Below are 20,703 nucleotides of genomic sequence, written 5' to 3'. Positions count from 1 at the left end.
TGGACGGGCAATGCCGTGTGAGCGAGGGTACTGTCGAAGTTATGGGTTTTACGACGCCAAGCTACGACCTCAACGACCTCTTCGCACGCATTGACCGCGGCGATATTCAGCTTCCTGACTTTCAGCGCTCATATTCCTGGGACGAGGATCGCATCCGTTCCCTCATCGTTACGGTGTTGCGTGGATATCCCATAGGCGCGCTCATGGCGCTGGATACGCGCAACGAACCCATGCGCTTTAAGCCCTGGGCGCTTGCGGGCGCTCCCGATACCGGCGTCAACCCGGGACTTTTATTGTTGGATGGTCAACAGCGTCTGACCACGCTCTATCATTGCTTCCGCGGCAACGGCTCGGTTGCCACTACCGACTTCCGTTCGAAGAAGGTCACCCGCACCTTCTATCTGGACTTGCGCAAGGCCATCTCGCATGAAGTTATGCCGGATGAAGCTGTCTTCGCCGTCGATGAACGCGGTGAGGTTTGCTCCCACTTTGCGCCGGCTATTGAAGGCACCATCGTGGACCGTGAATCTGCGCTAAGTGCTTGCTGCATTCCGGTATCGGCGCTGCTGAGCGAAGAGGGCACCAGCATGCTCTTCGAGCTGGCCGCAGTCGGCGACGGCGTCAATCGCGAGGTTGTCGCGGCCTTTAACAACCGCATCCTGCGTCCGCTTTCTGGCTATAACGTGCCGATGATTCGTCTTTCCCGCGAGACAGCGCAGGCGGGCATTGGCTCAATCTTTGCGCAGGCAAACTCCGCCGGCCTGCAGATGGACGTATTCGATTTGCTCACCGCAGTCTTTGCCTCCGAGGATCCAAAGTTCCATTTGGCGGATGATTGGGCGCTGGTCGAGGCCGATCTGCGCAAGTGCGCGGCGCTTGACGGAATCGGGCGCACCGAGTTTCTTTCTGCGGTCTCGCTATATGTTTCCGGGCAGAAGGGAGCAGCCGGCGGGCAGCGTGAGGATATACTGCAGCTGTCACTGGACGAGTATAAGAATGCCTCGGCAACATTGCGCATCACCTTCCGCGAGGTCGCAGAGTTCTTGGCGGATCGCTGCATCTTGAGCCTGGAGCAGGTGCCTTATAACGAGCAGATCATTCCGTTGGCCGTGATTCTGGCTCGCCTGGCCGGTCGTCGTGGCGTCTTGGCGGATAAGAAGTCCTGGGACCGTTTGAACCGTTGGTTCTGGAGTGGCGTATTTGGTGAGCTTTATGGCTCCTCAGCAGTTATGCTGCGCGCGGCACGCGACGTCGACGAGGTCACCGCCTGGGTTGCTGGCGATACCGAGGAGATGCCGAAGACCGTGAAAGATGCTTCCTTCCGCGAGTCCCGCCTGCTTTCGGTGGGTGAGCACGACGGAGTCTGGCACGGTCTCTATGCGCTGCTCATGGCCCGCGGTGCACGCGATTGGCGCACGGGTACCGAATTTAGCCGCAAGACTTTCGAGGAGCTCAAGCCGGGCTTTTATCCGGTCTTCCCGCTGAACTGGTGCAAGCGCCATGGCATCAGTGACGTTCTTGCCAACTCCGTTTTGAACCGCACGCCGATGGGCAAGCGCACCGAGGTGGTTCTGGATGGCTATGCGCCGGAGCGCTACCTGCCGCGTGTACAGTCCAAGTCGATCATGGAAGATGCCGAGTTCGACGCCGTACTTTCCTCGCACGAGCTCAACATCGACCTTTTCCGTTCGACTAAGGCCGAGCAATTCTTCGTGGATCGACGTGAACGCTTCGTCGGCATCGTTGAATATGCGCTCGACAAGGAGGTAATCCGCGACGTTGATGAAGCCAACCTCTCTGGCGGTGAGGAAGGCCCGCGAGCTTTTGGGCGTTAAGAAGGTTCTCGCGGCGTCGTTAACCGCGCTTATGCTTCCCACGCTTTATGCATGCTCTGACATAGGGCGTGGGGAAAAGCTCGTCACGCCTGCGTTGGCGGAGATGTCAGAAGAAGACATCGATTTGATGCGTGCACATGCGGAGAATACGAACCAGCTTATTGACCCGAAATTCGTCGATAAAGTGACGGTGGTTCAGGACGAATGGGGTATTGAATCAGCGCGGCTTTTCTTTAATAAGTCGCATACCTTGTTCGTGGCGGAAAATTCCGACGCGGCAAAACTGCGCGCGGCATCAATTGCTATCGCGCAGCGTGCGCCGATGGTGGTCTACGACGATTCCAACCGCAGCGAGATTCTGCGCTTGGTCGACGACATCGGTGCGGGCCTCGTGGTGACTGTGGGAGATGTTCCCTTCGCCGATACTTTCCATCCGGGCCATGAGCACGAACATCAATTTGTCCATGACCCGGGAAACACTAAGGCGCTGGGAGAATACACAGCCTATTCTTTTACCTCGAAGGTGATCGCGAATCCTGCACGCATGGTCGAGGAAGTAGCGAGACTGGATGCAAACGACCGCTTCGAGCTGAAGGCAGCATGGCAGCCGCTGCCGCAGGAGATAACCCACGAGAAGATGCCGGCTATTCCTGGCCAGACCCGCAGGGACGGGCAGATGGCGCCGAACATCGTTGCCACGGCGCAGACTCCGCTGGTCAATGTTGCCAACGCCAACGCATATGGCGGCACCATTCTGATGATGCCGGACCCGGATCCCACGGCAACCAAGGTGGGCGCGGCCATGGTTATCGGTCTCGAAAACGGGCCAGTAGTGGCCCTCGGCCCCGAATTCGGTCAACCGAAAGAATTTAGCGAAAAAATCGCTCAAGGCTGGCAGGGATAAACTACACTTCCTTGCAACGTATACACGGTTCATGCGTTTGCCCAATACAACCTAACTAAGGAAGTCATGTCGAAGCCGGTCGTATTAATCGCCGATAAGCTTGCCCAGTCCACCGTTGCAGCATTGGGAGACGGGGTGGAAGTCCGCTGGGTCGATGGGCCAAACCGCGCCGAGCTGCTCGCTGCGGTGCCGGAAGCGGATGCCTTGCTCGTGCGTTCCGCCACGCAAGTCGACGCCGAAGTGCTCGCCGCAGCTCGGCGCCTCAAGATTGTCGGGCGTGCGGGCGTGGGGCTCGACAACGTTGATATCCCTGCTGCCACCGAGCGTGGCGTCATGGTGGTCAACGCGCCAACCAGCAATATTCACAGTGCCTGCGAGCAGGCGATTGCCCTGCTGCTTGCTACCGCCCGGCAAATTCCTGCAGCCGATAAGTCCTTGCGCGACGGCGAATGGAAGCGCTCCTCGTTCAAGGGCGTGGAAATCTACGGCAAGACCGTCGGAATCGTTGGCTTTGGCCACATTGGCCAACTGTTTGCCCAGCGCTTGAAGGCCTTTGAAACCACCATCATCGCCCATGATCCTTATGCCAATCCAGCGCGTGCTGCCGCTCTGGGAGTCGAGCTCGTGGAGCTTGAGGAGCTTATGCGCCGCGCTGACTTCGTAACCATTCACCTGCCTAAGACGAAGGAAACCGCGGGGATGTTCGACGCGGAGCTGCTTGCTAAGGCGAAGGAGGGCCAAATCCTTATCAACGCCGCACGCGGTGGTCTTGTGGATGAGGCTGCGCTGGCGGAATCCATTAAGGCGGGCAGGCATAGGGGAGCAGGATTCGATGTATTCGAAACCGAGCCGTGCACTGATTCGCCATTATTTCAGCTGCCGCAGGTGACCGCTTCGCCGCACCTAGGCGCCTCGACGGTGGAAGCGCAAGACCGTGCAGGTACGGATGTGGCGGCCTCTGTTCTAAAGGCGCTTTCGGGCGAATTCGTTGCCGATGCAGTTAACGTGTCCGCGGGACACGTGGGCGAGGAAGTGGCCGGTTGGCTGGATCTCGCACGAAAGCTGGGGCTTGCCGCAGGAAAGTTGCTGGGCCAGGCACCGGTTGCCATCGAGGTAGAGGCGCGCGGCGAACTCGCTAACGAGGACGTCTCGGCGCTGGGCCTTTCGGCTGTGCGCGGCTTGTTCAGTGGCGTCGTCGACGAGCCTGTGACCTTTGTCAACGCCATGCAGATTGCACATGCGCGCGGTGTCGAGGTGGACGTGCGGACCCAGGCTGAATCGAAGGGGCAGCGTTCCTCGCTCGTGGTGATGGTGATTGGCGCGGATGGCTCGACCTCCCAGCTGACCGGCGCCATCACGGGCATCGACGGCGTGGAGAAGATCATCCGCATCAATGCTCGTGGCGTCGACATGCGGGCAACGGGCCGCAACCTCTTCTTTAGCTACGATGACGCCCCCGGTGCGCTCGGCACGGTGGGCACCAAGCTGGGGGCCGCCGGGATCAACATCGTGGCGGCTGCACTGACGCAGGGCAAGACGCCAAGCGACGCCGTTCTCATTCTTCGCGTCGAGCAAGAGGTGCCAGACGAGATGGTTGATGACATTAAGGCGGCTCTCGGTGCGGAGTGCGTGCAGCTGGATCTCGACGCTTAAAGAGGGAGGCGGAAATTCGAGAAATAGCGTTGAAGGGTCTGCTAACCTGATTCCCATATCCATTATGTGAGAAAGGAATCCCGCATCATGAAACTGGCGGTTATTGGTGGAGACGGCATCGGGTCAGAGGTCACTGCGGAAGCGCTCAAGGTGTTGCGTGCCGTGCGTGACGATATCGAGGTGACCGAATTTGACCTCGGTAGCCGCCGTTACCTGCGCAATGGCGAGCTTCTCACTGCTGCCGACCTTGAGTCGCTGCGTGAGCATGATGCGATTTTGCTCGGTGCCATCGGCGCGCCCGATAAGGTTGCGCCCGGCATCTTGGAGCGGGGCCTGCTGTTAAAGCTGCGCTTCGAGCTTGACCATCACGTCAATCTGCGCCCTGCCAAGCTCCATCCCACGGCAACCTCGCCTTTGGCAAACCCGGGAGAGATTGACTTCGTGGTGGTCCGCGAGGGTACCGAAGGTCTCTATTGCGGCAACGGTGGAACTTTGCGGGAAGGCACCAAATATGAGGTGGCTTCGGAGGTTTCCCAAAACACCCGCTTTGGTGTCGAGCGCGTTGTGCGTGACGCATTCGAGCGGGCGGCGAGCCGCCGTAAGCATTTGACTCTGGTGCACAAGACCAACGTCTTGGTCAACGCGGGTGGGCTGTGGCAGCGCACCGTCGACGAGTTATCCGCGGAGTATCCCGACGTAACCGTGGATTATCAACACATCGATGCTGCGACCATTTTTATGGTGACGGATCCTTCGCGCTATGACGTCATTGTTACCGATAACCTCTTCGGCGATATCCTTACGGATTTGGCCGGTGCCATCACGGGCGGTATCGGGCTCGCAGCCTCTGGAAACATCGACGCCTCAGGCGTGAATCCTTCCATGTTTGAACCGGTGCATGGCTCGGCGCCGGACATTGCGGGTAAGGGGATCGCCGACCCGACTGCGGCCATTTTGTCGGCGGCGATGCTCCTGCGGCATCTCGGAGACGATGCAAATGCGGTGCGGATTGAAGCCGCTGTGGAAGGCGACGTCGCCAAGCGGGGCAATGAAACGATCCATACCGCAGAAGTCGGCGACAGGATTGCGGCCGCGCTAGCCTAAGCTCGGGTGTGAAAAGAATTTACATGCACCCTTAGCTAACGAGTGAAGAACGCAAATTGGTAGCATGGCCGTTATGCGTTTAGGACGAATAGCTCACCCAGAAGGAATCTGCTTTGCCATCATTGACGGGCCGAAGGATGCCCCACTCGAGGAACTAACGGCAAAGGAGATTGCCGGTACTCCGTTTACCACTCCAGAACCGACTGGCCGCGAGTGGAAGCTGAGCGAAGTTCGCCTGCTAGCTCCGACCCTGCCAACCAAGGTTGTAGCGCTTGGCCGAAATTATGCAGACCATGTTGCGGAGGTCTTCAACGAGTCCGCCGAGCACCTCCCGCCGACAATTTTCATCAAGCCTTCCACCGCAGTCGTCGGCCCGAACGTGCCAATCAAGATCCCGGACTTTGCCACCAAGGTGGAGTTTGAGGGCGAGTTGGCCGTTGTGATCTCCAAGGTTTCGAAGAATATCAAGGCTGAGAACTGGAAGGATCACGTCTTGGGCTACGTCATCTGCAATGACGTCTCTTCCCGCGATCTGCAGTTCAAGGATGGTCAATGGGCGCGTGCGAAGGGCATCGATACCTTCTGCCCGCTGGGTCCATGGATTGAAACCGACTTGGACTCATTGAATCTGGATGATCAGAAGATCAATGCATACCTGACTCACGATGGTAAGCGCGAGCAGAAGCAGGACTCCAACACTGACCAGATGATTGTGAAGATGGGCGGAATTCTCGAGGAAATCTCCGCCTCCTATACGCTGCTGCCTGGTGATGTCATCACAACCGGATCTCCGGCAGGTACCGCACCGATGTTCCCTGGCGATACGATTGAAATCGAGATTCCGGGACTTGGCACGCTTAAGAACCCGATTGAAAAGGCTTAAAACTTAAAGCCTTCGTTGCCTACTCGCGAGGAATTCGAGGAGCATTACTCACAACGCGGACGTGGTTTTAAAGGCCCAACGCCCGCAGAATGGTGCGTAGCTTTGCGGTGGTCTCAGCCAGTTCCTCCTGCGAATTAGAGGACTCGACAATTCCGCCGCCGGCCCACGCGCGGGCGCTAAGGCCGTTGCCGGCTACTTCGGCGCAACGGATGGCGACCATGTACTCGCCGTCGCTGTTGTTGTCGCACCAACCCACGGTGCCCGCGTAGAAGCCGCGATCGGTTTCTGCGGTTTCGATGAGTGCCTGGGCGGCCTCGGTGGGCGTGCCACAGATTGCCGGGGTGGGGTGAACCAGCATGGCAAGCTCCAGTGCGGTCAGCTCGGGTTCCTTCAAGGTGCCGGCGATAGGCGTGCCCAAGTGCCACATCTCATTGGTGTTGATCAGTTCCGGGGTGCTCGGTGCATCGAGAGTGGTGCACAGCGGACTGAGGATGCGGCGCAGGTGATCGACCACAAAGGAGTGTTCGTGGAGATCTTTTGCTGAACGTAGCAGGTCCTGTCCCGCAAGATGGTCGCGGGCTTTGTCAGCTTGGCGTGGCGCAGAGCCTGCTAGCGGGAAAGCGGTGACAGTCGAGCCTTGTTTCTTGACTAGAACCTCTGGGGAGGCGCCGACCAGCGTGGCGCCCTCACGGCCCGCCGGGGTGAGATCGGCGATGAAGCCGTCATGGTTCGTGGAGAGATCAATAAGGCGCGCAGCTACCAAACGTGGGTCTACGGCTTCAGTGAATTCGATATCGACGGCCCGCGCTAAAACCACCTTGTCAAGCTTGGAAGTTTGAATTGTAGCGATTGCGGCGTCGACGCGGCGCAGGTGCTCCTCGGGTTCCGGGTCGAATCCAGTAACTCGTGCGTTGAGTTTTCCTTGGCGGTAATAGGCTGGCGGCTCGAGCGGGCCGTCCTCGCGAATAATAGATTTCGGCTCGGTGAGTGCGGCTGGCTCGTCTGTGTTGAATGGCAGTGCGCCGACAATCATTTCTGCAGACTTATCGCGGAGTGCGCCTATTGCTTCCTCGACGTCAGTGAAGGTGCGTTGAGAACCCTGTGTGCGTACCGATCCCGTGGCTCGGGAGAGCAAAAAGTCAGGTGCGGTGGCTGGTTTGTTCTCGTGCATGAGGATCAAGCATACTTCCTTGGAGAAATTTGACAGAATCCCGTGTGTTGAATGAGGTCTGTGTGAAAAGGGTGATTACTGTGTCAACAGCGATCTTTTCCCTACCAAAGGAGTCCAGGTGCTTAGCCCTCAAAACTGGATGAATAAGCTTAAACGCTCAGCGGTATCCCTCGCCGCCGCGGCCATCGTCGTCAGCGCGCCTGGTTTCGCCGCCGCTCAGGAAGCGCCTGCTCCGGCACCAGCTCCAGCACCCGTTCCGGCCCCTGCACCAGCTCCAGCCCCCGCTCCTGCTTCTGCGCCAGCCCCGGTATCAGCACCTGCACCTGCACCTGCTCCTACGGCTGATGGCTCTCATCTGATTCCTGAAGGCGTTAAGGAATCGACCCCGGCGGTATCGCCTGAGCCGGCAACTCAGCCGCAGCTGCCGCCAGAAAATGTCAATCCTGCCGCACCAGCCGAGCCGGTAGTCCCAGCGGACCCGACCGTGAACCCAATTCAGCCGATTCCAAACGGCCAGATGCGTTCTATCAACATGGAGCACGAGGGCAAGACTCGCCGCTACCTGCTGCGGATTCCGAACAACTACAACCCAGACGTGGCAGCACCGGTACTCTACGGCTTCGGCGGTTGGGAGGATTCCCCAGAGAACTTCTCCGGCTACAACCGCATGGGAAATACTGGCGCCACTAAGGAAGCGATCATCGTTTACCCTGAGGGCTTCGAGCGCGCTTGGGAGGCTGCGCCGTATGCAAAGACTCACGACGGCGAGGATATTCGCTTCATTCAGCGCATCTTGGACGACGTCGACAAGGATTACCGCGTTGACCGCTCCCGCGTTTATGCGATGGGAATGTCCAATGGCGGCGGCTTTACCTCTGTTCTGGGCTGCCACGCGCAGGAGACCTTCGCTGCTGTGGCAACAGTCTCCGGCGCTTTCTACAATCCAGTCGAGCAGAACTGCGTTGACGCCCCGATGCACACCCTCATCATGCACGGAGTGAATGACCGCATAATGCAGTACGAGGGCGGCACCCGTCACGAGGCCGGCTACCTACCGGTTCGTGAGGTTCTCGGCGGTTACCTCAAACGCAACCGTTGTGACATGACTTTCCAGGCTGAGCAGAACGGCCCAATGGCTGAGCGCCTGCGCTTTAACAACTGCCTGAAGAACGTTGAGCTCCTCAAGGTCAAGGGCGACCACACCTGGTGGTACGAGCCGGACACTTCTAACGAGGTGTGGAACTTCCTTTCTGATAAGCGCAAGTAACTAAAGGATCTGCTGGGTTTGGCCTAGTTCCTGTGCCTGATTGCGCTTTGGCTTTCGGAAGAACTGAGCCCAAATAAACAAACCGGTGCCCAAAAGCAATGCGAATGCACCGATACCGGAGAGAACGCCGGCCCAGAAGTTGAGCATCGGGACGCCATAGCTTAATTCTTGTGCATCCGTTTCTACATAGCCTTGTCCGTCTTCGGCGGCAAGGCTATTTCCATGTCCGGGGCGGTGTGCGCTTGCCGACGCCTTCTTCTTTTTCTCTGTTTCCTTTTGTTCGGACTTCGATGGTGCTGACTTGGTTCCAGTGTTAGTGGGTCCTGCCGTATTAGCCGAGCGGACTGCTGGCTTGCTGCCCATAACCGTGCCGCCTGGCGTCGATTGTGGCTGTGGGTTAGCAGCCTTCTTTTCGGTTTGGGCCTTGGTGGTGTCCTTGGCCTTGGACTTGTCCTTGTTCTTGTCCTTGACCTTGTCTTTGTCTTTTTGCTCGGTCTTGTTCTTGCTTTCGTTCTTGCTCTTGTCAGACTTGGCTTTAGGCGCCTCCGTGGCAACCATCTTGTCGGCCTCGTCGAGGGTCTTATCGAGGGCCTTGTCGAGGGTGCCGATGGCCTTTGCGGTATCGTTGATGTCAGTGGTCAACTGTCCAGCCTTGCTCTTTGGGCCAGAGTTGCCTGCGGAGCTGCCGCCCCAATCGAGCTCACAGAGCTCTGAATCATCGGTTGAATTGCCCACGAGGAACGGGGCGTCGAGTGAGTGCTCGGAGCCGTCCGGGAGGGTGAAGGTAAAAGTGACGGCGTAGGCGCCCGGCTGGGTGAAGCCGAAATTGACGTGGGTATGGGAGCGTGGGTAATCCCATGTCATGCTCGGGTCTTCGCTATCGAGTTTGAGCTCTGAGTCGCTCAAGTCGCCGGTTTGCCAAGCGAGGACGCGGCCGCCCTCAGGTGCGTCGTGAAGCTCCATGGATAGCTGAGCGGTTTCATCCTCAGTCATGTTCGAAAGGTGCAGCAGCGAGAAACCGAACCACGGGCGGTCATGGTCTTGGTCTTGGGGAAGCAGCCATGCATCGCCAGAAATGCCGGGGAAGCCTAGCTCGTCGAGAGAGCCCGTCATGTTGTCATCGACTACCACGACGAAATCGCGGGAGTCACGCTCGACGTGCTCACCGGAGCTGTCGTCGTCCACGGTAAAGCGCAGCGGGCCGTCGTCGTCGCGCACTGCGACATCCTGGTGGCCTTTTTCGATGTGGTAGCTATCCGCCACGGCGCAGGTATCCTCCGCGAAAGCCTGTGGTGCGGAAAGGCCTAGGAAAGTCGCAGCGCCGAGGGCGACGACGGTGCGTGGTACGCGGGAGTGCGAGAAAATCATGTGGGGTAGTCCTCTCTATGAGTTGGTCTTGGATTCGGAAGTCTTCTTCTGAAGAATCGGGGAGATTGCCCATGCCGCAAGGAAGAGGGTGGTAAGCACGAGCACGATGGTGGCGCCCGCCGGTAGGTCGATGGCCCACGCCAAGTAGATGCCGGTGAAGCTCGCGAAGATGCCTATGGCACTGGAGGTGAGCATCATCGTGCCCAGCGAGTTGGTTAGCAGGCGGGCAGTAGCCGCGGGAGTGATAAGCAGTGCCAGCACCAGGATGTTGCCGATGGTTCCCACCGAGATGACCACCGCGCCGGTTACGCAGAGGTAGAGCACGATGTCGAGGGCGAAGACGGGAAGGCCCATCGCGCGTGCCGTTTCTTTGTCCAGGCAGTTGGCCGTAAGTTGTGGGCTAAGCAATGCGATGAGGCCCACGATGATCACGGTGACTGCAGCGGCGGTGTAGAGATCCGCTTTCGATACGCCGGTCAAGGTGCCGAAGAGAAAGCTCGTCAGCGATGCGGTGTAGCCCTCAGTCCGAGAGATGATCACCATGCCGAGGGCAAAGGAAGCCGCAAAGAAGATTCCGATGACGGAGTCGGCGCGCACGCTGCGGCGCTGCGAAAAGCAAGCGATGAGCAATGCTACGACCGTGCCGGCAACCGCCCCACCCAGCAGGATGGATCCCTGCAGGGCAAAAGCAACCGCCAGGCCCGGGAACACCGCGTGGGAGACAGCATCGCCGATGAAAGCCATACCGCGCAGCACCACGTAGCAGCCCACCACGGCACAGACCACCGCAGACAGCATCGAGATACCCACCGCGCGAGCGAGGAAGTCTAGCTGCGGGTTAGCCAGATCGCTAAAGAAATCAAACAGGGAGACCTCGATCATGCGGCCACCCCAATCGCGGAAAGGAGCGGGGAATCGGTGCTGACGCCGAAGGCGGCGGTCCAGGCGGCGGCGTCGCCAAGCACTTGCTCAGCAGGGCCATCCGCAGTGATTTCCTTATTGAATAGCACTAAGCGCTGGCACGTGTGCGCAGCCTCCGCCAGATTGTGCGTGGACATGATGATGCTCGTGCCACCTGCGCAGAGCTCGTCGAAAAGGTAGAGCAATGCTTCCGTATTGGGGGCATCGAGACCCGTGAAAGGCTCATCAAGCAGGAGCACCTGCGGATTTGTGGCTAAAGCGCGCGCGATGAGCACGCGCTGGCGTTGGCCACCGGAAAGCTCAGCGATGGGCCGCTTTGCCAAGTGCGTGAGGTTCGTCAGCTCCAGCGCGCGCTTGGTCGCTGCGTGGTCTTTGGCGCGGGGCCTGCGGAACCACCCAATCAATCCCGTGCGTCCGTTCAACGCCGCCTGATAGACGTTGATGGGAAAGTCCCACTCTACGTCGTGACGCTGTGGCACATAACCCACCGACGCCGCGCACTGAATGTGCCCGCTGGCAGGAACCAAGCCCAGGATTGAGCGCATCAACGTCGTCTTGCCGGCGCCGTTGGGGCCCAAAAGACCGATGAATTCGCCAGGGTATACGCGCAGCGATGCATCGTTGATAACGCGGCGCCCGCTCAAAGTCACGCGCACGTGTTCTAGATCTATCAGTGCTTCCTTAGTCTTGGTCGGCATGCTTGCCTTTCTTGCGCGCTGCAAAAATAAGAAGGAAAGCCGAGACAATAAGCACGACTGCGCCGACTCCGAGCAATACCCAAATCCATCCAGCGATGGAGGAAGAGGATCCTTCTTGAGCAGCCTCTGGATCCCACTCGGTGGCGTTGGCCTCAGTCACGTCGGTCTCTGCTCCAACCGCGAAGGTCAAAATGCCGTCGGTGCTGAAGTCTTCTCCATTTTTGGTCTTTCCCTTAAGGCGGATACCCACCTGGTGGATGCCCGGCTCAGTGAAAACCCAGTTGGCGTGGGTGTGGGTGTTGAGGTCTACCCAGAAATCCTCGCGCTGGTTCTTAGCGGTGGACCAGAGCACCTGGGGTGCTTCGAAGCCGCCATTTTGGAGGAAGAGCGAAAACTCGCCCGGGCCGGTGTGACCGAGGAACTCCATGTTCACGCCGCGGTCGGCGGCATCGATAAGCGAGGGTGCCTGGGTATTCCAGCCCACCCAGGGAACGCCTGCTTGCTCCGTCTGCGGGATGACCCAGACGTTCTCGCCAGCATTGCCGCCGACGAAGCCGAATTGCTCATCGTCTGGGAGCGCGAGTTGGGCTTCGTCGCCTACTTTGAACACGACGTCGTCAAGCTCGCGCCATACGGGCGTGGCTGCGGAATCGTCGCGGGCGAGGAAATGCGCGCCTTCGCCTGTAAACTGCGCGCCGACGTCCACGTGGCCATGGTCGATGATTGCCTCGGTGCCTGCCGGGGCGAATTCCTCGTCGTCTTTGACCACCTGGGCGAGGTCACCGGCCCATGCACTAGGCGCCGGGATGGCGGCGGTTACCAAGACCGCAACGAGAACGGCCAAGCACGCATAGACCACCGACACGCTCGCGAGGATGCGGCTTAGCGGCCCAGTGGCTTTCGCGGAAGTTGAATTCATTTGTGGATTCCTTGTTTCTCAGAGATTTTCTTTAGGCGTGACTGGTTAGGGCGAAGGGTTAAGGCAGCGGTGGAGCGTCTGCGCATTGGTGCGCATCATGTCGATGTACGTCGGAGCCTTTTCATCCAACGCGTCGCCGTAGATGGTGCAGACGCGGATTCCTTGTTGCGCGGCTGCCTCGGTGAGCGTTGCTGTGCTTGCTTGTTGTGTTGGCTCTACAAAAACGGCCGGTAGGTGCAGGTTCTCCAACGTCCTGCGCAGCGCAATGACATCGCGCGGGGAGGGCTCGATGGCAGGATTCGGGGTGATAAAGCCTGCGACGTGCATGCCGTAGCCCTGGTCCAGGTAGGCATAGCCGTGATGCGGCGTGACCAGATGGCGCTGGGCCTGCGGGATGGAGGCTATTTGCTCGGCCACGAAAGCGTCGGTCTCCTTCAGCTGCTTGATATACGACGCCGCGCGCTCGCGGTAGGCCGCACCATGGGTGGGGTCTGCCAGCGCGAGGTTATCGGCCACCACCTCGGTTTCTGCGATGACATTGTCGACGTTGTGCCACAGGTGTGGGTCAACCTCGCCATGGATGTGCTTGCCCAGCACGGCTTGGGGCAGGAGATAGGTCTCGCTGCCCGGACGGCCCAAGAAGCGATACGCCGGATTCGGCGGAATCGGCTGCAACGTTGAAGAAGGCAAAGCCACCGCAGTGGTGTTGGGATCGAAGTGGGCGCCGTTATCCTGCAGATCAATGGACCCCGCTGCGATATTCGCGGTGATGTCCACGTGCCCCTCATCGTGTGTGCGCATTTCTTCTGGGGGATTAACGCCCACGGCGACGGTGATATTTTGCACCGCGGTAGCGCCGTCTTCAGAGTGGGCCTTAAACCCAATGCGATAGATACCGGGTTTGGAAAAGCCCCACGAGACATGCGTGTGCGCGTTAGCGGGCAAGCGGGCGGTGTCCTCATGATCGTTGATACCGTCCGCGCTGTTGAACAGCACCTCCGGCGTACCGAAGGTGGATACCACGTAAGCTGCCACGTCACCGGGACCCTCGGCAGAGACCATGCTGAGCTCCACCGCGTGCGAGTTGGCCGGGGCATCCTGGATGCGCAGTCCCAGCCACACGGTATCGAGGGCAGTGTTTTCCACGAGCGGAACGAGCTTCGCGCCGCGGGTGGAAGCCTGGTCTGCGACCTCGATGACCGGGACATGCGTGGTCTCCCGCAAGGTATCCATGAGCCCTTGCGGCTCAAGCAGATAGCCGTTTGCGAACGCGACGTCTGCGTTCGCCGCGTTACGGATGGTGCGCAGCGAAGGCTCAAAGGTATGCGGGTCTTTACCTGCAGGGATAAGGGCGGTGACGTTGGCGTCTTCGCCTGCAACGTGGCTAACGACGTCCGCGAGAATCGGCGTTGTCGCCACGACATTCAGACCCTCCGGCGCCTGCCCATCACTTGGGGCCGCGCAGCCGGCTATGAGAGCCACGGCGCTTAGCGACGACGCGACAGCCCAACGATTGTTTCGGTGCAGCATTAGTCCTGAACCTTCGCCAGCACCCAGCGCATAACACCAAGGCCCAGCATCAACATGCCAACGCCGAGCAACCCCAAGCCCCACGGCAGGTAGTTGGGGGCTTCAACGAAGTCGTCGCCCGCCGATTGCAAAGCCACATCCGAGCCATCTTCCTGCGCACCCGAGTGCGACTTGTGGCCCCGACGCACATGCTTGCGCGACTTTTCGCGGCCGGGCTTGCCCGAAGACTTTGCGTCCGAAGAGTGATTACCTGAGGCCGCACGATTGCCGCTTGCATTGGCACTGCTTAGTGCTCCACCAGCAGAAGACAGGGAACCTGCCGGAGCAGAATGCCCGTCGGACTCGGCATCCGAATCAGTGGAATCGGATTCGCCTTCGACGTCGTCGAAGTCCTCGTCTTCAACGTATTCTCCATCTTCTTCGCCTGCGGCTTCACCATCACCTACGGACCAGGTGTAGGTGACCTTGTTACTGGTATCGCCATTAGAAGAAGCCTGCACAGTCATCGTGTAAGTTCCTGGCTCGCTAAACGCCCAGTTGACGTGGCGATGAGCAGGGTAGGGCTGATTGATGACCTCGCCGCTGCGCAGCTCCAAGTCACCGGAGTCAGTAACAGATTCAATGTCACCGAAGCCCGTTGTCTCGAAGATGTAGACCGCACCAGGCCCACTAACATCCACGAAGTTGAAGTCAACGTCCTTGTAGCCTGCTTGCTGTGCCTTCTGGGTATCCCAGCCTGGCCAGATGATGTCCGACTTCTGGGTCTGCGGCAGAAAGTACGTGGGCGTGCCGATGCCGTCCACGCTCTCGGTGGCATCAGACCACGCGTTTTCGTTGACCCGCAACACTACGTCATCGCCGGGCCGCTCGACCTCTGAGCCGGTGATGTCTTCCTTCATCGACAGCGAAAGCTGGCCATCCGGCGCAGTGACGTAGAAGGCGTCGACGTGACCGGAATCAAATTCCGTCTCTTGGGCCTGCGCCGCAGCAAGCGGCATCGAAAAGACTACGAGCATCGCCGTAAACAACCAGCCCAGCGTGCGACGGTAAAGCGCAGGCCGAGGTACGACCCGGGACGGCATAGGAGAGAGTGTGTCCATAACTATTTAAGTCCTCTGCAATTAACAAATGCGGTTTAGGAACGGTCAGGGCCCATTTAGCGGCCAGTGATTCCCTTCACCCAGTAATCAATCTCCGCGCGGTGATCGTGGATGAAGTTCAGTGCCGCCTGGAAGATGGTCGCCAGCACGAGCGGGAGCACCAGGCTCCACGGGTTGAAGGAAGAACCTTCAGCAGAAGAACCCTCCTTCTCTGGCTTCGGTTGCGGCTTTGGCTCTGGCTTCGGTGCTGGCTTGTCTTTAGCGCAGTTGTTGGTGGCCTCGTCGCCGATGGTGAATAGCAGCTCTTGTGGCTCAGATTCGACCTTCTTGCCGTCGGTGGTGGTGGCGGTGTAGGTCACGTCGAACTTGTAGACGCCTGGCTTGCTGAAGGCCCAGTTGGTGTGGGCGTGTGATGGGAAGACGGTATCGATGGTGAAGTCGTCCTTGCTCGAATCCACGAGGACCTGGTCCTTGCCGCCGAGACCGCCGGTGGTCCACATGCCAAAGGTGGCGCCTTCCGGCATCTCCTTTGGCTGCAGGTTCAGGTGCACCTTACCGTCCTTGAACTGCGAATAATCAAGGTTCTCAGTGTTGTAGCCCGGCCAGATGATGTCGCGGTTCTGCGTTTGCGGCAAGACATAAGTCTTTTCGCCGACTGGGTTCATGAAGTCGTACTCGGCACCTCCGAACTTTTCGGAGCGCTTCCTCAGAGCGTTGTCGCGCACGGCAATCACGACGTCGTCAAGCCGGCGCATCACCATCTTGTTTGCACCGATGTTGGTCTCGTCCTTGAGACGCATATCGAAGTGATCGTCCTTTCGAGTGGCCATGATGTCGATGTGGCCGCGGTTCAGGACGAGCTTTTCGTTGCACGTGGTTGAAGGATCGGCAGCGTCTTCTTCCTTCTCGCCTTCCTTACGCTTGTCGGCGTCCTGGTGCTGTGGGGAAGTACCCAGAGCACCGTCCTTTTCGAAGGTCTTACCGAAGGCATAGGAATCAGCGACGACGACCGAGCCGGACTCCGCTTTGACCGTCGGATGTGGGTTCAGCGTCAACTTGAGCTTGTAGTTGTCATAAAAGGCCGCATCGTCCACAAGGAACTCGCCGTGGCCGTTGGTAACAGCGCCCGTGAAATCAAGAGTGGCGATATCGCTGTCGTCTTCGTAGAAGCCGCCGCTGATAAAACCATTGAAGTTCTTGTCCTCAGTATCGACGACGACCTTGGATGCAGACTCGCCGACTGACTCAATCTTGGCGTGAAACTTCTTGTTCGTCGGAGTCATCTCCTCCTGCGGCGCAAGCTTGCGCACGTTGTGGGTTTCTTCCCACGCATCGGCAGACTTGGTCGAATCCGTCGAATTTGTTGTGCCTGGAGCGTATTCAACCTGCTCCGAGATCCATCGTGGTTCCGAGCCTTCCGGAGTAAAGACTGCCTGGATGTTGGACTTTTCAGGGCCCAGGAATTCGTCCCACTCGGCCTGGCCGTCGGTTACAGGCAGATCGGTGAGGAAATAGCCGTCGATAAGCAGCGTCAGCGTGCCTGAAGCCTTGTTTTCTGCATTGAAGCTGATAGTGGACAGGTTCTCGTCGCCGTCCTTTTTAGGATTGGACTTCGGAGCAATGTCGAGCTTGTAGCCTGCCGCAGAGGCATCGCCGTCAGTCGCGGCGTCGTAGCGCTCCCGCAAGGAAGGAGTCGGGTTATAGGCAGGCTTCTTGCCTCCTACCTGTAGGGAAGTGGTGGTCGGCTCCGAGGCGACGAGCGTGCCGTCCTTCTTACGCGCGGTGGTGCGGTAGGTGACCTCGTAGCGGCCAGGCTTGGTGAAAAGCGTGTAGTTATGGGTGTGGGAGCCTGCGTGCAGCATCGAAGAATACGCGGAGTTCGACGTGGTGCCGATGAAGCGGTCGAGGCCGCCCTCGGAGTCGCGATACCTGAAAAGCTCGAAATCGCCAGGACCGTCTACCGAGAGGATGTCGAGCGAGGCGAAGTTATCGCGGAAGTCATCTTCAGGCAGCCCGGAATCCGCGCCGAAGCCAAGCCAGATTGGATCGGCGCTGCCCAAGATGTTGGCTGGTGCTGTGTAGTAGGTCTTGTCTGCCTGACCGATGAAGTCGAAAGCGCCGTTGTCTGGCAGAGTGAATTGGTATTGGTTTCTTCCGTCGATATTCCAGCCCTTACCGATCCACGCGACGGTGTCTGCTAGGTCTGTGGTGGTGGAGTTATGCTCAGACTTGAGCGTGAAGTTATCGTCTTCCCAAAATGTTTTGGGGGAATCGACGTGCCCCTGTGTGGCGACTGCCTTTCCGTCGTCGGGTCCGGCGAAGGCCGGTGCCGGGGCGATAAGCGAGAGAGTAGTAAGTATGGCTAGAAAGCGGGTGCGCGTTTGTGCCACAGCGTGGAGACCTTTCTTCAATTCTGATCCAAGGCCTTCACTATAGAAAATAGTTTCCATTTTGTTTAAGCGGTCTGATGTCGATTGTGAAACCGCTGGCAGACACTATTGAATTCTATTTCCATTTACCCTATTTTGGGTGAACCCGTGGAAGCGGCGGGAGTTGGGTGGTGGCACAGGCCTAAAGGGCCTGCATTACCATGGTGGGCATGACTGAAATTACTTCTGACGTACGCGTACGTTTCTGCCCATCGCCCACCGGCACCCCGCACGTGGGCATGGTTCGTACTGCGCTTTTTAACTGGGCATACGCGCGCCATACTGGTGGCAAGCTGGTTTTCCGCATCGAAGACACCGACGCTGCACGTGACTCCGAAGAGTCCTACCAGGCCATCATTGACTCCCTGAAGTGGCTGGGCATGGACTGGGACGAGGGTGTTGTGACGGGCGGTCCGCACGAGCCTTACCGCCAGTCCCAGCGCATGGACATCTATGCCGATGTCCTGGAGAAGCTGAAGGAAGGTGGCTACGTCTACCCGGCTTATTCCACTGCCGAGGAAGTGGAAGAGCGTCACAAGGCGGCCGGCCGTGACCCGAAGCTGGGCTACGACAATTACGACCGCGATCTCACCGACGAGCAGATTGCGGCATTCGAGGCGGAAGGCCGCAAGCCGGTGTGGCGCCTGCGCATGCCGGAGCAGGATTGGACCTGGAAGGACCTCGTTCGTGGTGAGCTGACCTTCAAGTCTGAGACCCAGCCGGACTACGTCGTTGCACGTTCCAACGGCGCGCCGCTTTACACTCTGGTTAACCCGGTCGATGACGCACTGATGGGCATCACGCATGTTCTGCGCGGTGAGGACCTTCTTTCCTCCACTCCGCGTCAGCTGGCGCTGTACGAGGCGCTGAAGGAACTCGGCATCGCCAAGCAGACCCCGGAATTTGGCCACCTTCCGTTCGTTATGGGCGAGGGAAACAAGAAGCTGTCCAAGCGCGACCCGCAGTCCAACCTCTTTAACCACCGCGACGCCGGCATCATTCCGGAGGGCATGCTCAACTACCTGTCCCTGCTGGGCTGGTCCCTGTCTGCGGATCAGGACATTTTCTCCGTGGACGAGCTCGTTGCGAACTTCAATGTGGAAGACGTTCTGGGTAACCCGGCTCGCTTTGACCAGAAGAAGCTGGAGGCTATCAACGCCGATCACATTCGCCTGCTGGAGCCCGAGGTCTTCGCGCAGCGTCTGCGTGATTACCTGACCGAGTACACCGATTTCCCGGCTGATTATGACGAGCGGAAGTTCGCTTTCGTGGCAGACCTGGTGCAGACCCGCATCAAGATGCTTGGCGACGCCTATGGCCTCATGAGCTTCCTGGTTACTCCGGATGCCGAGCTGGAGCTCGACGAGAAGTCCGCAAGGAAGAACCTCAAGGAAGATGCGGTGCAGCCGCTGGAGGTCTCCATTGCTCGCTTGGAGGAGCTGGAGGAGTGGAAGACGGAGGCCATTGAGTCCGTACTGTCCAAGGCCCTCATTGAGGAGCTTGAGCTGAAGCCGCGCAAGGCCTATGGAGCTTTGCGCGTAGCTATCTCCGGCCAGCAGGTCTCCCCGCCACTGTTTGAGTCCATGGAGCTCCTGGGCAAAGAGTCCACCCTCAATCGCTTGCGTGCCGCTCTGGCTGTCACGCCGTTCCAGGCGCCCGCGCAGCAGTAGTGGCAAAGCTGTAGCTACTAGCTAAGCGCTTCTCGTGGCCCCATTCCCGCAATGCGTTGGGAGTGGGGCCGCGTCCGTTTGGGACAGTCGGACGCGGCGGCTGGCGCAAAGCGCAACGTTGTAATTAGAAAGCGCTAAAACGCACCTTTTAAAGTTCAAAAAGCTGCGATGACGTGGCGATTTGTGTGAAAACCGAAACGGTGGCTATAGTAGTAAACCGTTGCAGCGAGCAACACCGCGGGATTCGCCTCCAAGGTGGTTAAAAGCTCAAAGTGATGATGGCCTATGGTGTAATTGGCAACACAACGGTTTCTGGTACCGTCATTCTAGGTTCGAGTCCTGGTAGGCCAGCGGTGATACTGCTTGAAGTCGTATCACAGTTCTACGCCCCGTTCGTCTAGCGGCCTAGGACGCCGGCCTCTCACGCCGGTAACACGGGTTCAAATCCCGTACGGGGTACAAATTAAAAATCTCGAAACACTTTCGTCAAAGATTGTGTTTCGAGATTTTTCTTATGTTGGCGGCGCGAACCGGTCCTTGTTTACCCCATACCAGTGCGCTAAATCTCGAGCACTTCTTGTCTTAGGCTTAAGTACCAGGGGAGGGACCACTGGGAAGTTCTCCAAAGTGCTTCCGCGGCTGATATTCGGTGCCTAGACTGCAGATATAAGCAGTTACCGGATGAAAGGAGAGTAGATGGCGGATATTGAAACGCATCATTTTCACCGACGCTACTCTAACGCCTTCGACTAGGCAGCATCGCTAGAATCCATAACTTCCTTTTAAACCAACTCTCGTAGAAGTAGGAGCCTAAAGCGAATGCTGTTAGACGTTAAGCGTCATCCCGAACCCGAGTTGGCACGCTAAATTTCCAGGCTCTGTCTATCAACAGATTGCAAGCGGAATAACCACTGATTCGATCCGCGCCCAGCCTAAGAGAAAGCAAGCTGCTAACCACGCAAGAAAAGCGCCAAAGGGTTCGGGATTTTCTATTGCTAGCAGGCGATTTGTTTAATTGTTTACGCATCGTTTACTCTTAACAAGTCCGCAACGGACAGCTAAGCGAGCCCCGTTCGTCTAGCGGCCTAGGACGCCGGCCTCTCACGCCGGTAACACGGGTTCAAATCCCGTACGGGGTACAAATAGAAAATCTCGAAACACTTTCCAGGTGGTTAGTGTTTCGAGATTTTTGCTTATGGTTTAAAACTCGCGCGTACCGATCGGGATATACGACAAAAAGTGTGTCTTTTT

Annotated in this window: 15 protein-coding genes and 3 tRNA genes; 10 read left to right on the top strand and 8 right to left on the bottom strand. The window is 58.4% G+C overall.

The window, feature by feature from the left end; all coding sequences use genetic code 11:
* Window positions 1-41 precede the first annotated feature (41 nt).
* From HMPREF2888_RS08665 to HMPREF2888_RS08645, 5 genes are all read left to right on the top strand, one after another.
* A complete protein-coding gene (locus tag HMPREF2888_RS08665; protein WP_070518648.1) occupies window positions 42-1,835 on the top strand; it encodes a GmrSD restriction endonuclease domain-containing protein in 1,794 nt (597 codons plus the stop codon).
* Window positions 1,783-2,739 carry a hypothetical protein gene (locus HMPREF2888_RS08660; protein ID WP_061922132.1) on the top strand — a complete coding sequence of 319 codons (957 nt, stop codon included), beginning with the start codon at window positions 1,783-1,785 and terminating at the stop codon, window positions 2,737-2,739. Before HMPREF2888_RS08665 ends, HMPREF2888_RS08660 begins: the two co-directional genes overlap by 53 nt.
* A gap of 66 nt (window positions 2,740-2,805) precedes the next feature.
* Window positions 2,806-4,392, top strand: coding sequence for a phosphoglycerate dehydrogenase (gene serA, locus HMPREF2888_RS08655; RefSeq protein WP_061922135.1), 1,587 nt, complete (start codon window positions 2,806-2,808; stop codon window positions 4,390-4,392).
* A gap of 87 nt (window positions 4,393-4,479) precedes the next feature.
* On the top strand, window positions 4,480-5,496 hold the full coding sequence (locus HMPREF2888_RS08650) for a 3-isopropylmalate dehydrogenase (protein ID WP_061922138.1): 1,017 nt from the start codon (window positions 4,480-4,482) through the stop codon (window positions 5,494-5,496).
* A 73-nt stretch (window positions 5,497-5,569) separates the two neighbouring features.
* Window positions 5,570-6,379, top strand: a complete 810-nt coding sequence (locus HMPREF2888_RS08645) for a fumarylacetoacetate hydrolase family protein (RefSeq protein WP_201040690.1) — start codon at window positions 5,570-5,572, stop codon at window positions 6,377-6,379.
* 67 nt (window positions 6,380-6,446) lie between these two features.
* On the opposite strand, the gene HMPREF2888_RS08640 is transcribed toward HMPREF2888_RS08645, so the two are convergent.
* A complete protein-coding gene (locus tag HMPREF2888_RS08640; protein WP_070518647.1) occupies window positions 6,447-7,550 on the bottom strand; it encodes an isochorismate synthase in 1,104 nt (367 codons plus the stop codon).
* 139 nt (window positions 7,551-7,689) lie between these two features.
* On the opposite strand from HMPREF2888_RS08640, the gene HMPREF2888_RS08635 reads away from it, so the two are divergent.
* A complete protein-coding gene (locus HMPREF2888_RS08635) occupies window positions 7,690-8,817 on the top strand; it encodes a CE1 family esterase (protein ID WP_082778595.1) in 1,128 nt (375 codons plus the stop codon).
* Here HMPREF2888_RS08635 and HMPREF2888_RS08630 read toward each other — a convergent pair whose 3' ends face one another.
* The 7 genes from HMPREF2888_RS08630 to HMPREF2888_RS08600 all read right to left on the bottom strand — a co-directional run bounded on the left by HMPREF2888_RS08630 (window position 8,818) and on the right by HMPREF2888_RS08600 (window position 17,743).
* Window positions 8,818-10,185 (bottom strand): choice-of-anchor M domain-containing protein, encoded by a 1,368-nt coding sequence (locus HMPREF2888_RS08630; protein WP_061922144.1) that lies wholly within the window; start codon window positions 10,183-10,185, stop codon window positions 8,818-8,820.
* Between the two features lie 15 nt (window positions 10,186-10,200).
* Complete coding sequence (locus HMPREF2888_RS08625; protein WP_061922147.1) at window positions 10,201-11,067, bottom strand: anchored repeat-type ABC transporter permease subunit; 867 nt, start codon at window positions 11,065-11,067, stop codon at window positions 10,201-10,203.
* Window positions 11,064-11,804, bottom strand: a complete 741-nt coding sequence (locus HMPREF2888_RS08620; protein ID WP_061922149.1) for an anchored repeat-type ABC transporter ATP-binding subunit — start codon at window positions 11,802-11,804, stop codon at window positions 11,064-11,066. Before HMPREF2888_RS08620 ends, HMPREF2888_RS08625 begins: the two co-directional genes overlap by 4 nt.
* Window positions 11,788-12,723 carry a choice-of-anchor M domain-containing protein gene (locus HMPREF2888_RS08615; protein WP_082778596.1) on the bottom strand — a complete coding sequence of 312 codons (936 nt, stop codon included), beginning with the start codon at window positions 12,721-12,723 and terminating at the stop codon, window positions 11,788-11,790. Before HMPREF2888_RS08615 ends, HMPREF2888_RS08620 begins: the two co-directional genes overlap by 17 nt.
* 45 nt (window positions 12,724-12,768) lie before the next feature.
* Window positions 12,769-14,253: an anchored repeat ABC transporter, substrate-binding protein gene (locus HMPREF2888_RS08610; RefSeq protein ID WP_061922152.1), complete on the bottom strand. Its 1,485-nt coding sequence runs from the start codon at window positions 14,251-14,253 to the stop codon at window positions 12,769-12,771.
* Window positions 14,253-15,335 (bottom strand): choice-of-anchor M domain-containing protein, encoded by a 1,083-nt coding sequence (locus HMPREF2888_RS08605; RefSeq protein WP_141744850.1) that lies wholly within the window; start codon window positions 15,333-15,335, stop codon window positions 14,253-14,255. Before HMPREF2888_RS08605 ends, HMPREF2888_RS08610 begins: the two co-directional genes overlap by 1 nt.
* A 74-nt stretch (window positions 15,336-15,409) precedes the next feature.
* On the bottom strand, window positions 15,410-17,743 hold the full coding sequence (locus HMPREF2888_RS08600; protein ID WP_061922158.1) for a choice-of-anchor M domain-containing protein: 2,334 nt from the start codon (window positions 17,741-17,743) through the stop codon (window positions 15,410-15,412).
* 200 nt (window positions 17,744-17,943) lie between these two features.
* Between HMPREF2888_RS08600 and gltX the strand changes: the two genes are divergently transcribed.
* The 4 genes from gltX to HMPREF2888_RS08580 all read left to right on the top strand — a co-directional run bounded on the left by gltX (window position 17,944) and on the right by HMPREF2888_RS08580 (window position 20,591).
* The gene (gene gltX / locus HMPREF2888_RS08595; RefSeq protein ID WP_061922160.1) at window positions 17,944-19,452 is read left to right on the top strand and encodes a glutamate--tRNA ligase; all 1,509 of its coding nucleotides are present in this window, start codon (window positions 17,944-17,946) and stop codon (window positions 19,450-19,452) included.
* Between the two features lie 279 nt (window positions 19,453-19,731).
* Window positions 19,732-19,803 (top strand) — tRNA-Gln (locus HMPREF2888_RS08590).
* Window positions 19,804-19,838: 35 nt separating this feature from the next.
* Window positions 19,839-19,911, top strand: a tRNA-Glu gene (locus tag HMPREF2888_RS08585).
* Between the two features lie 607 nt (window positions 19,912-20,518).
* Window positions 20,519-20,591 (top strand) — tRNA-Glu (locus HMPREF2888_RS08580).
* Window positions 20,592-20,703: the final 112 nt, after the last annotated feature.

The organism is Corynebacterium sp. HMSC077D03, assembly GCF_001808545.1.
GTDB classification, from domain to species: Bacteria; Actinomycetota; Actinomycetes; order Mycobacteriales; family Mycobacteriaceae; genus Corynebacterium; species Corynebacterium simulans.
The sequence above is the reverse complement of the archived record's forward strand: the minus strand, read 5'-3'. Positions and strand labels throughout refer to the sequence as shown.